Origin of the sequence: Aquabacterium sp. (assembly GCF_049317225.1) — a bacterium.
In the GTDB taxonomy this organism is placed as follows: domain Bacteria; phylum Pseudomonadota; class Gammaproteobacteria; order Burkholderiales; family Burkholderiaceae_C; genus Aquabacterium.
Genome location: NZ_JBMOIR010000001.1, coordinates 42,097 through 57,513, shown reverse-complemented (window position 1 = coordinate 57,513; position 15,417 = coordinate 42,097). Strand labels below are relative to the sequence as shown.

At 65.0% G+C, this 15,417-nt stretch carries 11 protein-coding genes and 1 riboswitch; of the genes, 5 read left to right on the top strand and 6 right to left on the bottom strand.

Annotated features, from left to right (window positions below; translation table 11 throughout):
- Positions 1 to 56: 56 nt before the first annotated feature.
- The 3 genes from ACOYNB_RS00210 to ACOYNB_RS00200 form a co-directional block, all read right to left on the bottom strand.
- Complete coding sequence (locus tag ACOYNB_RS00210) at positions 57 to 1,328, bottom strand: pectin acetylesterase-family hydrolase (RefSeq protein ID WP_422837099.1); 1,272 nt, start codon at positions 1,326 to 1,328, stop codon at positions 57 to 59.
- 178 nt (positions 1,329 to 1,506) lie between these two features.
- The gene (locus ACOYNB_RS00205) at positions 1,507 to 2,391 is read right to left on the bottom strand and encodes a metal-dependent hydrolase (RefSeq protein ID WP_422837098.1); all 885 of its coding nucleotides are present in this window, start codon (positions 2,389 to 2,391) and stop codon (positions 1,507 to 1,509) included.
- Positions 2,392 to 2,426: 35 nt separating this feature from the next.
- Entirely contained in the window at positions 2,427 to 3,950 is a 1,524-nt protein-coding gene (locus tag ACOYNB_RS00200; RefSeq protein WP_422837097.1) for a flavin-containing monooxygenase, read from the bottom strand.
- 182 nt (positions 3,951 to 4,132) lie between these two features.
- On the opposite strand from ACOYNB_RS00200, the gene ACOYNB_RS00195 reads away from it, so the two are divergent.
- The 5 genes from ACOYNB_RS00195 to atzF all read left to right on the top strand — a co-directional run bounded on the left by ACOYNB_RS00195 (position 4,133) and on the right by atzF (position 12,724).
- Positions 4,133 to 5,392 carry a PucR family transcriptional regulator gene (locus tag ACOYNB_RS00195; protein ID WP_422837096.1) on the top strand — a complete coding sequence of 420 codons (1,260 nt, stop codon included), beginning with the start codon at positions 4,133 to 4,135 and terminating at the stop codon, positions 5,390 to 5,392.
- Between the two features lie 63 nt (positions 5,393 to 5,455).
- Positions 5,456 to 5,567: riboswitch (guanidine-I (ykkC/yxkD leader) on the top strand.
- Positions 5,568 to 5,623: 56 nt separating this feature from the next.
- Positions 5,624 to 6,454: an urea amidolyase associated protein UAAP1 gene (locus tag ACOYNB_RS00190; protein ID WP_422837095.1), complete on the top strand. Its 831-nt coding sequence runs from the start codon at positions 5,624 to 5,626 to the stop codon at positions 6,452 to 6,454.
- A gap of 10 nt (positions 6,455 to 6,464) precedes the next feature.
- The gene (locus ACOYNB_RS00185) at positions 6,465 to 7,124 is read left to right on the top strand and encodes an urea amidolyase associated protein UAAP2 (RefSeq protein WP_422837093.1); all 660 of its coding nucleotides are present in this window, start codon (positions 6,465 to 6,467) and stop codon (positions 7,122 to 7,124) included.
- A 76-nt stretch (positions 7,125 to 7,200) separates the two neighbouring features.
- Complete coding sequence (gene uca, locus ACOYNB_RS00180; RefSeq protein ID WP_422837092.1) at positions 7,201 to 10,833, top strand: urea carboxylase; 3,633 nt, start codon at positions 7,201 to 7,203, stop codon at positions 10,831 to 10,833.
- Between the two features lie 46 nt (positions 10,834 to 10,879).
- Positions 10,880 to 12,724 (top strand): allophanate hydrolase, encoded by a 1,845-nt coding sequence (gene atzF, locus ACOYNB_RS00175; RefSeq protein WP_422837090.1) that lies wholly within the window; start codon positions 10,880 to 10,882, stop codon positions 12,722 to 12,724.
- Between the two features lie 9 nt (positions 12,725 to 12,733).
- Here the strand turns inward: atzF and nikR are convergent, their stop codons facing one another.
- From nikR to ACOYNB_RS00160, 3 genes are read right to left on the bottom strand one after another with little or no spacing between them, the layout of a single operon-like run.
- Positions 12,734 to 13,198 carry a nickel-responsive transcriptional regulator NikR gene (nikR, locus tag ACOYNB_RS00170; protein WP_422837089.1) on the bottom strand — a complete coding sequence of 155 codons (465 nt, stop codon included), beginning with the start codon at positions 13,196 to 13,198 and terminating at the stop codon, positions 12,734 to 12,736.
- Between the two features lie 8 nt (positions 13,199 to 13,206).
- Complete coding sequence (gene glnT, locus ACOYNB_RS00165) at positions 13,207 to 14,580, bottom strand: type III glutamate--ammonia ligase (RefSeq protein WP_422837088.1); 1,374 nt, start codon at positions 14,578 to 14,580, stop codon at positions 13,207 to 13,209.
- Positions 14,581 to 14,620: 40 nt separating this feature from the next.
- Positions 14,621 to 15,406 (bottom strand): creatininase family protein, encoded by a 786-nt coding sequence (locus ACOYNB_RS00160; RefSeq protein ID WP_422837087.1) that lies wholly within the window; start codon positions 15,404 to 15,406, stop codon positions 14,621 to 14,623.
- Positions 15,407 to 15,417 lie beyond the last annotated feature (11 nt).

Below are 15,417 nucleotides of genomic sequence, written 5' to 3'. Positions count from 1 at the left end.
GACGCAAGCCCTCTGTGCGTGCGGCAGGCAGAGGGCTTGCGTGTCAGGTTGCTGGATCAGATCGGCAGGATCTTGGCCAGCAGGTCCGCCAGCATGTCGCTGAGCAGCACGCGGGCGTGCGAGCGGTTGTTTTCAAATGCGCGCATGACCGGGCCGCTGCCATCGAGCAGGTTGTCGAGGAAGGTGCCCACCGAGTTGAGGTTCTTCTCGGCAATGCTGGTGCCACCAAAGGTCACGATGGTCAGACAGTGGGCGTGGTTCAGCTCACGCCAGTTGGGCACGTAGTAGCCCACGTTGCTGTAGGGCGCCATCATGTTGAGCCAGCCGGTGATTTCCTGGCGCCACTTGGCATTGAGCAGGGACAGACGCTGATCGTCGCTGCTGGCATTGGCAATCTCGGGGAAGAACTTCTGGTACGAGAAGGCCGAGAAGATGGCATCTTCCTGTGCCACGGCGTAGCCAATCCGGTCATTGGGGTACAGCTTGCCCAGGCCACTGGTGATGGAGCCCAGGTTGTCGATCGAGCCTGCACCGGGGTACTTGCTGATCAGCTGTGTGACCAGGCCATTGGCACCGTCCAGGCCCCAGACGTCGCGGATCTTGTTGTGCAGCAGCACGGAGGGCGCTTGCTCGGGGGTGGCGTTGCGCGGCACGTCAAACAGCGGGCCGGCATCGGCCAGCAGCGCCATCTTCTTGGGGTTGATGGCTTCACGGAAAGACGGATACAGCGCGGTCGAGCCGACGCCTCCGGCCGAGAAGCCGGTCAGCAGCAGGTGCGCAGGGCGTGGCAGGTTGGTGGCCATCCACTTGGCCACGGCCTGAGCGTTGACCATGCCCTTGTGCGAATACACCATGGGCTTGGTCGGATCGACGTTGTCATAGATGACCGACTTGTTGCCGGTGTGGACGTCACCGGTGCAGTAGGTCAGGTAGACGATGTTCCAGCTTTGTGTCTGAGCCGCCTGGAAGGGGTTGATGCGGGTCGTGAACGGGGTAACCAGACCCCAGTGTGCCTGACGGTTGAAGTCCGTCATGTAGTTGGCAGGGATGCCATCCGGGTTGACGGCATCCAGCAGCGTGCCGCCTTTGCAGGCCCCTTGATCCCAGCAGGCGCCGCCCCCTTCGAACATCACCACGGTTTTGCTGGTGAAGGGCGTCCGATTCACGAAGAAGCGGTAGGGCGTGCCGTTGCCGCAGGTGGCGCCGGACGAGGCCGGCAGCTCGATGGTTTCCCACTGGAAGTAGGCAGCCTGAGCGGCGGCAGCGCTGAACAACAGGCTGGCACCGAGGGTTTTGGCGGCGGCCAGCACGAGAGATCTCAGGGACATGGTTGGCTCCTTCACGTTGTTGTGCCAACCAGTCTGAAATTCAAACACCCGTTTGGGTTGCTGGTATCTACTGAGACAAAGTGCACACTTTGTGCGGGCGGGGGTGATAAACCGTCAGTTTTGACAGAACGCGCCCCCCGCTGATGCGGGGTTGCCCCGTATTTTGTAATTTGATCAGTTAAACGAGTGCCGATTTGTACACCACGCGGCCTGCCTCGACCGGATCGCCGGTGCGATTGAAGGTGTCGAGCCAGACGCCGTAGCTCGCCACGGGAGGCTCTTGCCACGGGTGGTAGCCGGGCTTGTAGTAACGCAGGTAGGCGCGCCAGCAGCTGCTGAACAGACCTTGGTAGCCGTACAGCCACCACATGCCCTTGGCGAACAGCTTGGCGCGTTCCCAGCGGCTGAAGCGGTCCTTTCGGAGCATGTAGTTGGTGTAGCTGAGCATGCGCAGGTTGAAGAAGAAGGTGACCTCCAGCAGGGTGATGACGCGGCGCAGGTAGCCCACACCGGCCACTTTCTGCATCACGTCATAGGCGACGGCCTTGTGCTCCATCTCTTCCATGGCGTGCCAGGCATACATGGCGAACATGCGTGGGTCGGCGGCGCCCATGACATCGCGGCGCTCGAACATGGCCTCGGCCATGATGGCCGTCAGGTGCTCGGAGGCGGCAGTGATGGCCAGTGTGTGCTTGCGTGGCAGGTGCTTGCGCAGGAAGTCGAACAGCCAGTCGCGGGTGGCGCGTTCCAGTCGGTCAACATTGATGCCTTGCTGGCGCAGGTGGTCGTTGAACTGGTTGTGGATGATGCCGTGCTGGCCTTCCTGACGGATGAAGTCCTTGATCTCACGTTTCAGGTGCGGGTCGGTGACCTGGTCGCGGAAGTCCCGCACGCACGAGATGAAGAAGCGCTCGCCTTCTGGGAAGATGGTCGACATCGCGTCGAACAGACGGGTCTTGAATGCATCGCCGCCCAGCCAGTACTTCGGGATGGCCTGGTCCAGTCCGAAGTCCAGCTTTTCACGGGGCACGATGTGCGGGTTGTGCTCGGAGGGGTGGGACATGATGGCAGTCTCCTCTTGTGATGTGGGCGCGGGGATCAGGCGTTGGCGGCCGCCTTCATGGCGGGGGTCTGCGTGGACGACGTCGCGGCGCGTTCAAAGCGCAGGCAGGGATCTTCGACCGGGCCTTGGCGCAGGACCTCGGCATCGTGCTGGACGTCCATGGCCATGACCCAGGGGCCGGTGGTGCCCTGTCGGGGCAGCCACTTCATGGCGCGTTGCACGTAGCCTGCGCCAAAGTCGAGCAAGGGCCGCGTGGGCATGTCGGGCTGAGGCAGGCGGGGGCGGCAGATGGCATGGCCGTGGCGGTCCATGTAGGCCAGCACGCGACAGAAGTGTTCACTCAGCAGGCCGACCTTGAGCGTCCATGACGAGTTGGTGTAGCCCACGATGAAACCGAAGTTGGGCAGGTCGCTGAGCATCATTCCCTTGAAGGCCACCTTGGTGGACAGGTCCACTGGCTGGCCGTCCACCGTCAGCTCGATGCCACCGAACAACTGCAGATTCAGTCCGGTGGCCGTGACGATGATGTCGGCTTGCAGGTGCTGCCCCGACTTCAACTGGATGCCCTGGGCGGTGAAGGTGTCGATGTGGTCGGTGACCACCGAGGCCTTGCCTTGCTTGATGGTCTTGAACAGATCGCCATCGGGCACGGCGCACAGGCGCTGCTCCCACGGGCTGTAGGGCGGATTGAAGTGGGTGTCCACCGGATAGCCGGCGGGCAGCGCCCGGGCGTTGGCGAAGCGGATGATGCGCCGCGCTGCACGGGGGTACTTCTGACAGAAGCGCCAGATGCCGCGCTGCAGGGCGATGTTCTTGCGGCGCGTCAGGGCGTAGGCCCGCTCGTCCGAGAACACCTTGCGCAGCAGCAAGGCAATGGGGTCCTTGGAGGGCAAGCTCATCACATAGGTGGGCGTGCGCTGCAGCATGGTCACGTGGCCGGCGTCTTTGGCCATGGACGGGATGAGGGTGACCGCCGTGGCGCCCGAGCCGATGACCACCACGCGCTTGCCGCGGTAGTCCAGGTTCTCTGGCCAGTGTTGCGGGTGGATGACCTGGCCCTGAAAGCGCTCGATGCCGTCAAAGCGGGGCGTGAAACCCTGGTCGTAGCGGTAGTAGCCCGCGCACGAGAACAGCCACTTGCAGGTCATGGTGTGGCGGTCGCCGGTGTCAGTGCGTTCGATGTCGACGGTCCAGCGGGCCTCGGGCGTGGACCACGCGGCACGGACGACCTTGTGCTGATAGCGGATCTTGCGGTCGATGCCGTTTTCGGTGGCGGTCTCGCGCAGGTAGGCCAGGATGTCGTGGCCATCGGCGATCGACTTCTCGTTCACCCAAGGCTTGAACTCGTAGCCAAAGGTGTGCAGATCCGAGTCGGAGCGGATGCCGGGGTAGCGAAACAGGTCCCAGGTGCCCCCGGAGGTGGCGCGGGATTCGAGGAGCGCGAAGGTCTTGCCCGGCTGGTCGCGCTGGAGGTAATACGCCAGTCCGATGCCGGACAGACCGGCACCGATGATCAGCACATCGACGTGTTCCACGCTGGGAAAGGGATGGACGGACAAGGGCGACTCCTTCGACAACAAAGCCTGGGCTAATGAAAACCGGATGATGTTGAGCGACATCAAGTGCGGCAAGGTATAAAGTGCACCGATCTGTTGACTGAGTGAGGCGATATGCACCACTCTCCTGGGGCGCCCGCACGATGGCGTGCCCTGGGACTTTCCCGGGGAGCCGGTCGTTTGCCATGAATGCCATCAATCCGTTTGCGGCCACCGCTGCGCAGTGGGAGACCCCTTCGCCCCGTGTGCGGGCCTTGTTGAGCAAGGGTGCCGAGATCGCCCTCAATGCGCCGCCGGATTGGCTGGAGGAAATCGAGCAGGCGAGCCTGGCGGCGGAAGGTCGTCGCCCGATTGACGAAGACCCGGTGCTGATGGCGGCCACGCGCCGTGCCACGCGCGCCAGTCTCATGCACTGGGCGGTGTCCAACATCGATCAGCCTGGGGTGCCGGTGGCTCCCCATGTGTCTCCCGACATGCTCGACAACGCGCGGGAGCTGGTGCGGCGAGGGGCTACGGATCTGGCGTTCAACAGCTCTCGCTCGGTGCAGAACACGGCCTGGCAGCTGTGGATGAACATTGCGTTCTCACTGACCGCTGACCCCACGGAGTTGCAAGAGTTGCTGGTGGTGTCGGCGCGGTCGATCGCGGGCTTCATTGACGGCACGATGATGCAGATTGCGGCCTTCATGCAGGCCGAGCGCGAGGCGCTGATGCGTGGCACACACGTGGATCGCCGCGAGCTGGTGACCCGCATCCTGGAAGGCCGTGCGGTGGATGCCCAGCAGGCCAGTCAGCGGCTGGCCTATGTGCTGGGACAGACCCACCATGCTGCGGTGCTGTGGAGCGAGGAGGCCGGGACCGAGCTGCAAACGCTCGAAGCGGCGGCCGAGGCCTTGGCGCGGTGCGGGGCGAGTCGTGATCGGCTCACCGTGCTGGCCAATGCCGGGACCTTGTGGGTGTGGATGACGGCAGACCACGAGCCCGATCTCGCGCAACTGCGCCAGGCGATTCGTCCCTTGCCGGGGGTGCGTGTGGCGATCGGGGCGCGCGGTCAGGGCGTGGACGGATTTCGGCGAAGTCACTTACAGGCCTTGACGACACAACGTCTGTTGGGGCGCTTGCACACGTCCGAGCGGGTGGTGAGCTTTGACATGGTGCGACTGGTGTCGCTGATGATGCACGACGCCGATGCCACCCGTCGGTTCGTGGGCGACACCTTGGGCGATCTGGCCACGGCGCCGGCCCCCTTGCGGCGCGCCCTGCTCACCTATCTGCGCTGCGGGTGCAATGTGACGGAGGCGGCCGATCTGCTCCACACACACCGCAACACGCTGCTGCGGCGTCTGGCCAAGGCCGAAGAGCTGTTGCCCCGACCGCTGGCCGAGCAGCGCATCCACGTGGCGGCGGCCCTGGAAGTGGTGAGCTGGGACGAGGAGGTGGAGTAGTGTTGGCACCGTTTTTGCATGATTGAAGGTGAGAGCAGCCTTGTGCCCGTTGGTGGTGCATCGCTGAATGACCGCTAGGGTTCCGTGTCAGGCGTGGTCGCCAGCCTGATGGTCTGGTCCGAGAGCGGTCGGCTGCGGCGACGCAGCTCCACGGAGGGACAAAAGCCCGGGAGATCTTGTGCATCCGCACAGGTGTCTCTCGCACTTTGTCCACCTCCAAGGAGCCTGACTGTGTCCTCTGACGTTGCCGATTCCCTCACAACGGCTGCCGCCAACCCCCCCGCTTCTGCGCCGGTGGATGCGCTGGCGCACTGGCAGCAGTTCCCTGTGAACGCCCTGGCGGGTGTGCCCGCTGATGCCATCCTGTGGTCTGAACGCATGCCGGGTGGTGGTCATTGGTCTTGGCGCGTGCGCCGTGGCACCCGCTTGCGCTTTGTCGCGCTGGACGCCGGTGCCAATGTCAGCGTGGTGCTGTATGCCGCCCACAGTCCGCTGGAGCGCTACAACATGCCCGACTCGCTCAAGGCCCAGCATACGGCGCACTACACACGAGGCCATGTGCTCATGAGCGACATGGGCCGCGCCATGGCCAGCTTCACGCATGACAGCGTAGGGTGGCATGACCCGCTGGGTGCCTTGCTCGACAACGAGCGCATGGCCTCGCAATACGGCGAGCACCGCTTTGAGCAATACCGCAATGCCATGTACCGATCGGGCAAGGATGGCCTGCTCATCGAAATCGGCAAGCATGGCCTGAGCCGTCGCGATTTGATCGCACCGGTCAATCTGTTCAGCAAGGTCTCGGTCGATGACGAAGGCCGGTTCCACTTTGCGCCCGACCATGTTCAGCCCGGTGACAGCGTGGAATTGCGTTGCGACATGGATCTGATCGTGGCGGTGTCCGCGGCCCCGCATCCCCTGGATCCGGCCACGCGCTATGTCCCCGGCAAGGTCGGGGTCGTGGCCTGGCGCAGCGGCCCGGCGCCGGCCGATGACCACTGCCGTCTGTTCCGTGGTGAAAACGCCCGGGCGCACCACAACACCGATCAGTTCTACCTGTGAAGGAGGCGCCATGACCGCGACAGCCATCCGCATTCAAGAAAGCGCCCTGGACCCGGCTCAGGCCGTGCTCAATCAGCGCCACCCGGCCGGCGAGCCCATTCTGTTTCAGGTTCGGCAAGGCCAGACCCTGCGCATCGTGGACCTTGAGGGCAATCAGGCCGCCGACGTCATCTTCTACAGCAGCGACGACTTGGCCGAGCACTACAGTGCCACCGACACCATGCTGCGCCAGGGCGGCATCTACCTGACCACCGGGTCGGTGCTCTACAGCAGCGAGGGGCGCGCCATGCTCACCATCGTGGCCGACACCTGCGGGCGTCACGACACGCTCGGTGGCGCGTGCGCGGCCGAGAGCAACACCGTGCGCTACGCCCTGCAAAAGAAGTTCATGCACAGCTGCCGCGACAACTACCTGATCGCCTTGCAGCATGCCGACATCGGGCTGGGCAAGGCCGATCTGGTGCCCAACATCAACTTCTTCATGAACGTGCCCGTCACGGCCGACGGGGGCCTGAAGTTTGACGATGGGGTCTCCGGCCCCGGCAAGTACGTCGAGATGCGGGCCGAGATGGATGTGTGGGTGCTGATTTCGAACTGCCCCCAGCTCAACAACCCGTGCAACGCCTACAACCCCACGCCCATCCAGCTGCTGGTGTGGGATCCCGTCTGAGCCCTTGAGGGCACATGGCCGGCAGGACGACCCGCCGCGCGACACCTCATTGCGGGACGGCCCGCACCAGGACAGCATGTTCACCAAGGTACTCATCGCCAACCGGGGCGCCATTGCCTGCCGCATCATCCGCACGCTGAAAAAGCTGGGCATCCAGAGCGTGGCGGTCTACTCCGAGGCCGACGCGAGTGCCCGTCATGTGCGCGAGGCCGACGAGGCCTATTGCGTCGGACCGGCCCCGGCCGCAGACAGCTACCTGCGCGCCGACGAGATCCTGCGCATCGCACGCGAAAGCGGGGCGCAAGCCGTGCACCCCGGCTACGGCTTTCTCTCCGAGAACCCGGGCTTTGCCGAGGCGTGTGAGGCCGCTGGTATCGCCTTCATCGGCCCCACTGCTGCGCAAATGCGGGCTTTCGGTCTCAAGCACACGGCGCGCGAACTGGCCCAGGCCAATGCGGTGCCCTTGTTGCCCGGCTCGGGCTTGCTGAACGATGTGGACCATGCCCTGCAGGAAGCCGCGCGCATCGGCTACCCCGTCATGCTCAAGAGCACGGCCGGTGGCGGGGGCATTGGCATGCGCCTGCTGCGCAGTGCGGATGACGTGGCCGAGGCCTTCGCTTCGGTCCAGCGACTGGCCTCGGCCAACTTCAAAGACGCCGGCCTGTTCATGGAGAAGTTTGTCGAACGCGCCCGCCACATCGAGGTGCAGGTGTTCGGCGATGGCCAAGGGCAGGTGCTGGCCCTGGGCGAGCGCGATTGCTCGGTCCAGCGCCGCAACCAGAAGGTCATCGAAGAAACCCCCGCACCCGGCTTGACCGAGGGCCAGCGGCAGTCTTTGCACGAGACCGCGGTTCGCCTGGCTCAGGCCGTGTCCTATCGCTCGGCCGGCACGGTCGAGTTCGTCTACGACGCCGACACGGGCGACTTCTATTTCCTGGAGGTGAACACCCGCTTGCAGGTCGAGCACGGTGTCACCGAGCAGGTGTTTGGCGTCGATCTGGTGGCGTGGATGGTGCAACTGGCCTCGGGGGGCCTGCCTCCGTTGTCCTCACTGGTGACGACACCCCAAGGCGCCTCCATTCAGGTTCGCCTCTATGCCGAAGATCCGGCCCGCGCCTTCCAGCCCAGCGCGGGCTTGCTGACCGACGTGCACTTTCCCGCCGAGGCCCGGGTGGACAGCTGGGTCGAGCGCGGCACCGATGTCCCCGCCTGGTACGACCCCATGCTGGCCAAGATCATCGTCACCGCCGAGAACCGTGATGCCGCCTTGCGCAAGCTGGATGCGGCCCTGGCCGACACGCGTGTGGCCGGCATCGAAACCAATCTGGGCTACTTGCGTCATGTGGTGCGGCATCCGGTGTTTCGCGAAGGCCGCCAGGTCACCCGCTTCCTGAGTGAACTGAGCTACCAGCCCGACACCATCGAAGTGATGGCGGCGGGCGTGCAGACGGCCGTGCAGGACTGGCCGGGTCGCCAGGGCTATTGGGATGTGGGCGTGCCCCCATCTGGCCCGATGGATGCTTATGCGCACCGCGTGGCCAACCAGTTGGTGGGCAATGCGGCCGACGCCGCCACGCTGGAATGCACCTTGCAAGGGCCCACGCTCAAGTTCAACACCGCCGCAGTGATTGCCGTGACCGGTGCGCCGGTCAGCGTGATGCTGGATGGCCAGCCGCTGGCCTTGTGGCAAAGCCACGCGATCCCGGCGGGCAGCACCCTGGCCATCGGGCGAGCCGAAGTAGGCTGCCGCATTTACCTGGCCGTCGGGGGCGGGTTGGACACCCCGCTCTACCTGGGCAGCCGGGCCACATTCACCTTGGGTCAGTTTGGTGGCCATGGTGGGCGCAACCTGCGTGTGGGGGACGTGCTGCATCTGGCCCAGCCCGGTGCGGGGACCCCAGGCCGGGCCGTGTCTGCGGAGGCCGTGCCCACCGTGGGTCGCCATTGGGACATCGGTGTGCTCTATGGCCCCCATGGCGCCCCGGACTTCTTTCAGGACGAGGACATTGCCGTCTTCTTCGACACAGACTGGGAGATCCACTACAACTCCAGCCGGACCGGCGTGCGTCTGGTGGGGCCGCGACCTCAATGGGCGCGGACCGATGGCGGTGAAGCCGGCCTGCATCCGTCCAACATCCACGACAACGCTTACGCCATCGGCGCCATCGACTTCACGGGCGACATGCCGGTGATCCTGGGGCCGGATGGTCCCAGCCTGGGCGGCTTCGTCTGCCCCGCTGTGGTGGTGAACGCCGAGCTGTGGAAGCTGGGGCAACTGCGCCCGGGTGACACCGTGCGTTTTCACCGCATCACGGCGGCGCAGGCCGCACAACGTGAGGCGGCCCTCGAGCACTGCATCCGCACGCTGCAAGCCCCACTGCCCGAGGCCCCGGTGGATGCCCGCGAGGCGGGTCTGTCGCCCATCCTGGCCGATGTGCCGGTCGATGGTGAAAAGCCCCACGTGGTGGTGCGTCAGGCCGGTGATCGCTACATCCTGATGGAGTTTGGCGATCTGGTGCTGGATCTGGAACTGCGCTTCCGCGTGCACGCGCTGATGGAAGCCATCAAGGCACTGAACGCGGGGCAAGGCCTGCCCGGCATCGTCGACATGACACCTGGCATCCGCTCGCTGCAGATCCACTTCGACCCGGCCCGCCTGCCGCGTGACGAACTGCTGCGTGTCTTGCTGGACACCGAAGACAAGCTGCCCCCACTGAACGACATCACGGTGCCGACCCGCATCGTCCACCTGCCCTTGTCGTGGGACGACGCGCAAACCCGACTGGCCATCGACAAATACATGCAGTCGGTGCGTCCGGACGCGCCCTGGTGCCCCAGCAACATCGAGTTCATTCGACGCATCAACGGGCTCGACAGCATCGATGACGTCTACAAGGTGGTGTTTGATGCCAGCTACCTCGTGCTGGGCCTGGGCGATGTCTACCTGGGTGCGCCGGTGGCGACGCCGGTCGACCCCCGCCACCGACTGGTGACCACCAAGTACAACCCCGCTCGCACCTGGACGCCCGAAAACGCCGTGGGCATTGGCGGCGCCTACATGTGCGTGTACGGCATGGAAGGCCCCGGGGGCTACCAGTTCGTGGGCCGCACCCTGCAGATGTGGAACCGCTGGCACCACGGGGAAGACAGCGCCGTGCGCGACACCTTCAGCCAGCCATGGCTGCTGCGTTTCTTTGACCAGATTCGCTTCTACCCCGTTGGGGCCGACGAGCTGCTGCGCATCCGGGCCGAGTTCCCGCACGGTGGCTATCCCCTGCGCATCGAGTCATCCACCTTCAACCTGGGTGATTACCGCCGCTTTCTGGCGCAAGAGGCCGACAGCATCGGCGCTTTCAAGGCCCGTCAGCAAGCGGCTTTTGAGGCCGAGCGCGAGCGCTGGGCTGCGAACGGACAGGCGGACTACGCCAGCGATGCCGACGTCGCCGCCGCCGGCCCCGACAGCGAGCTGGATCTGCCTGAAGGCGGCCGTGCGGTGGCCACCAGCGTCCCGGGCAACGTCTGGCACGTGGCGGTCAGCGAAGGGCAAACCGTCAAGGCGGGCGACACCCTCATCGTGGTCGAGTCCATGAAGATGGAGTTCAGCATCACGGCCCCCCACGATGCCATCGTCCACAAGCTGCTGTGTCGCGAAGGCGCCCCGGTGGCGGCGGGACAGGATGTGCTCATCCTCATTGACCAGTCTGCCTGACCCGTTGGCATCCCCCCGACATTTGGCTTTGCCGGAGTGCATTCTCATGACGATTCAAACACTCAGTTTTGACCTCAGCAGCCTGCAAGCGGCTTACCGCCAGGGCATTGGCGTGCGTGACGTGGTGGACGAGGCCATGCGCCGCGTGGCCACCGATGCGCACCATGCCTTCATCTACCGCCTCACCCCGGCCGACATCGAGCCCTATGTGGCCCGCCTGGAAGGGCTGGACCCGAGCAGCCTGCCGCTGTATGGCGTGCCGTTTGCCATCAAGGACAACATCGATCTGGCGGGGGTGCCCACCACGGCGGCCTGCCCGGAGTACGCCTACACCCCCGAGCACAGTGCCTTCGTGGTGGCGCAGCTGATTGCGGCAGGCGCCGTGCCCATTGGCAAGACCAACCTCGATCAGTTCGCCACCGGCCTCAATGGCACGCGCTCACCTTATGGCGCCTGTGCCAACGCCTTCGATCCCAAGTTTGTGTCGGGGGGCTCCAGCTCAGGCTCGTCGGTGTCGGTGGCCAAAGGCTGGGTCAGCTTTGCGCTGGGCACCGACACCGCCGGGTCGGGCCGCGTGCCGGCTTCGTTCAACAACCTCATCGGCCTCAAGCCCACGTGTGGCCTGTTGTCGACCTCGGGCGTGGTGCCAGCCTGCCGCTCGCTGGACACGGTCACCGTGTTTGCCTTGACCGCTGCCGATGCCCATGCCGTGCTGCAATCGGCCGCGGTGTTCGATGCCGAGGACCCGTACAGCCGTGCCGTGGCGCCCGCCGGGGTGGACTTTTCAAACGGCCCCTTCCGGTTTGGCGTGCCGCGTGCGCAAGACCTGCAATTCTTCGGCAACGACGAGGCCGCGCGCCTGTTCCAGGTCTCGGTACAGCGCCTGGTGGCCTTGGGCGGCACCCCGGTCGAGGTGGACCTCACCCCCTTCCTTGAAACCGCACGCCTGCTGTACGAAGGCCCGTGGGTGGCCGAACGCTATGTGGCCATCGAGGACTTCATCACGCAGCAACCCGAAGCGGTTTTCCCGCCCGTGCGCACCATCATCGAAGGCGGGCGCACCCGCACGGCCGCACAAGCCTTCGCCGCTCAGTACCGGCTGAAGATGCTCAAACGCACGTGTGATGCCGTGTGGTCGCAGATCGACTGCCTGCTCACGCCCACGGCGGGCACGATTTACCGCATCGCCGACATGCAGGCCGACCCGATCCGTCTGAACGCCAACCTTGGCTACTACACCAACTTCATGAACCTGCTGGACTATTGCGCGGTCGCGGTGCCAGCTGGCTTCCAGCAAGCAGGCGATGCGGCCGGCTTGCCCTGGGGGGTGACGCTGGCGGCCCCGGCACATCGCGACCTGTGTGTGTTGAGACTGGCTGACCGGGTGCATCAGCACATGGCCGAAGAAAACGCTGGCTACACGCTGGGTGCCACCGGCCTGTCGTGGTCGGCGGTGGCGCCGTCCTCGGGCCTGCATGCGGCGGCGCCCGCCCTCACCGGCACGGTGGAAGTGGCCGTGTGCGGGGCCCACCTCAGTGGCTTGCCCTTGAATCCCCAGCTCACCTCGCGTGGGGCCCGTCTGGTGGCCACCACCGCGTCGGCCCCCCACTATCGTTTGTACGCCCTGCCCGGCGGACCGGTGGCCCGGCCCGGCATGGTGCGGGTGGCCGAAGGCGGCGCGGCCATTGCACTGGAGGTGTGGGAGCTGCCCGCTTCCGAATTCGGCAGCTTCGTGGCCGGCATCCCGTCGCCACTGGGCATTGGCAAGGTGGTGCTGCAAGACGGTCGCGTGGTCCCCGGCTTCGTGTGCGAGGAACTGGGCACCGTGGGCGCCACCGACATCACGGCCCACGGCGGCTGGCGTGCGTGGCTGGCCAGCCAGGCCGTGTGACGCAGGTAGTCAGAAGGGGCCGCCCGGATGCAAGGGCGGCATCGTGGCGGCCATCAACTGCAGGCGTCCGGTGATGACGCCGCGCAGCGTGCTCATGGCATTGGCAATGCCCTGAAGCGTGGTGGCCGGTCCCTGCACCAGGATCACCTCCATCATCTGCTGCCCCATCAGGTGCACGTGCAGCGAGCTGATGACTTCGTCGATGTGCGCGCACTGCAGATCGGCCAGCTGCTTTTGCAGACCGCGCACCGAGCGGTCATACAGCAGCGTGATCGTGCCCACCATCACATCGTTGCCCAACTGCCGTTTGTGTTCCAGCAGTTGGGCATTGATCATGGCGCCAATGGCCTGCGAGCGGCTTTCATAGCCTTGTCCGGTGACCATGTGGTCGAGTTCCTGCAGCAGCTCCTCCGGCATGGAGATGCTGATGCGGGTCACCGACCCGGATCGGTTGTCGGGTGAGGTTTGGGCCATGGATGCGATCAGAACATGTGGCTGTAACGGTCGACTTCCCACTGGCTGACAGACAGGTGGTAAGCCTCCCATTCCTGGGTTTTGTAGGTGATGAACTCATCGCGCAGGCCCTTGCCCAGCACCTGCTCGACCAAGGGGTCGGCGGCGAAGGCCTGCACGGCTTCCTGCAGCGTCTGGGGCAGGAACTCGATGCCCCGGTCCCGACGCTCGGCTTCGCTCATCGCGTAGAGGTTGTCTTCATTGGGCGCGCCCGGGTCGATGCCCTCGCGGATGCCTTCCAGCCCGGCGGCCAGCGCCAGGGTGGCCGCCAGATACGGGTTCACCGCACCATCGGCATTGCGGGATTCGCAGCGGCCGCCACCGGCCGGGATGCGCACCGAGTTGGTCCGGTTGTTGGACCCATACGAGTTGAACACCGGCGCCCACGAGAAGTAGCTCATCGCGCCGCGGCGCACCAGGCGCTTGTAGCTGTTGACCGTGGGGGCAAAGGCCGCGCACAGCGCCCGGCCATGCTTGAGGATGCCGCCCACAAACTGATAACCCAGCGGGGTCAGGCCAATGCCGCGCGGGTCGTCCTTCGGGTCACAGGCAAACAGGTTCTTGCCCGTTTTCAGGTCGTAGAGCGACATGTTGAAGTGCGCCCCATTGCCCGTCTTGTTGGCAAAGGGCTTGGGCATCATCGTGGCAATCAGACCCTCTTCCTCGGCATAGTGCTTGGCCATCATGCGGAAGAAGGTCAGGCGGTCACACGTGGTCAGGGCATCGCTGTAGTTGAAGTCGAACTCGAACTGGCCATTGGCATCTTCGTGGTCGAACGAGTACAGATCCCAGCCCAGGTCGTTGATGCAGGTGGCCACCTTGTCCAGCCAGCTGAAGCTGTCCAGAAAGCCCTGCACGTCGTAGCAAGGCTTGACCAGCTTGTCATTCGGGTTGGGCACGCTCAGGCTGCCATCGGCTTCCTTCTTGAGCAGGTAGATCTCGCACTCGATGCCCAGGTTCATGCCAAAGCCCATCTCGGCCGCTTGCGCCAGCACGTTCTGCAGCGCCACGCGGGTGCTCAAGGGGTAGGGCTTGCCTTGAAAGTGGTTGTCGGCGGGCATCCAGGCCACCTTGGGTTCCCACGGCAGCTGCACGATGTGGCGCAGGTCGGGCACCGAGGTCAGCTCGTCATCATTGGGCGCCTGGCCCAGGCCATCGAGCGCATAGCCGGTGTAGCGCTCGGATCCGGCCGCCATGTGCGGCAGGTGATCAATGGGCACCACCTTGGCCTTTTGCACGCCGTGGATGTCAACGTAGGCGCCAATGCAGTACTTCACGCCTTTGGCCTTGAGGGACTGCTGAATCGCGGAAATCTCTTCAGGGGAATGCACAGGGGACGACATGGACGGACTCCGGGTATGAGAGCGGACAACGAAGGGGGCCTCAGGCTTGTGGCCGAGGCGGAAAATCGAAGCAGGACTCGAAGTACGAGTGCGGCAAGGGCGGGGTCTGTGCCTGCCCTGTCGTGATCAGGGCCGACAGGTCTTCCACCATCCAGCCAAAGGCTTCCTGGCCTTTCTCGCGCGTGGCGCGACTGGGGTAGCCCGTGACGCCATTGGCGCTGGTGCGGTTGACCGGGTGGGCGAACACTTGGCCCTCGGTGCGGTCGGGGTCATCGGCGGCAGCGAGCAAATCAGGCCGCACCATCTCCGGCGACACCGCCAGCATCAGCGAGGTTTCTGCGTCGTTGGCATGCCAGTCGGTGGCATCGGCAAAGTGAAACTGACGCACGCGCGCACTGATGTCTGGCGAATTGATCACGGCCACCATCAGGTCATCGTGCTCGGCGCGCAGCATCTCCAGCGCACAGCGCAAGGGTGCGGCATTGGTCACATGCGTGTTGACGATGAACAGGCGGCGCACCCCGCTGTGATACGCCCCGTCGCCAATCTGCTTGACCAGCTCGATCAGCGTGATGGGCTGAACCGCGATGGTGCCCGGCCAGCGGCGGCTGTGTCCCAGCGAGCAGCCGTAAGGCAGCGGCGGCAGCATGGGCACGCCCGTGCGCTGTGACACGGCACGGCACAGCTTGTCGGCGATCTCGGTGTCCATGCCGCAGCCCATGTGCGGGCCGTGCTGCTCGGTGGCGCCTACCGGCAGGATGGCCGATTGCGCGACCGCCTTGAGATGTTCGGGCAATTCGGCCCAGGTGAGATGAGACCAGAACATGGTGTCCCCAC